Annotated in this window: 1 protein-coding gene; it reads right to left on the minus strand. The window is 48.8% G+C overall.

The features are described 5' to 3' along the window. The coding region (locus R7P64_RS24775) for a cation:proton antiporter (protein WP_318124300.1) at positions 1–504 on the minus strand (504 nt) is incomplete at both ends.

The following is a 504-nucleotide window of genomic DNA, read 5'->3' on the forward strand; positions in this document are numbered from 1 at the left end:
GATAGCGATTTCTAGCTCATGGCGATATTCACTTTCGGCCAGCAGCACTCCAGCTAAGAAAGTTCCTAGCGCCATGGACAAGCCCAGTTTCTGCATCACCACCGAAATGCCTAGCACCACCAAGAGTGAAGCCACGGTAAATAACTCGCGAACCCCACTCATCACGACAAAACGAAACAGAGGACGCAATAAAAAGTGACCACCAATCAACAAGGCTACGACACTGCCTAAAACGGTAAAAGCATCGAACCAACTGCCTACATTCTGTTCACCAGCTAAAAGCGGTAACATAGCCAACATCGGTATGACGGCGATATCTTGAAAAAGCAGCACAGCAAAACCAGACTGGCCCGTTTCGGTGCCATTGAGGCCTTGCTCTTCAATCACTTTAAGTGCAATAGCCGTAGAGGAAAGGGCTAGCCCCATGCCGATGACCAAACTCACCTGCATACTCAAGCCAAACAAACTGACAATGCTACCAATAACCGCCGTCGTCACTACAAC

This window comes from Vibrio sp. 2304 (assembly GCF_033339475.1).
GTDB lineage: Bacteria > Pseudomonadota > Gammaproteobacteria > Enterobacterales > Vibrionaceae > Vibrio > Vibrio alginolyticus.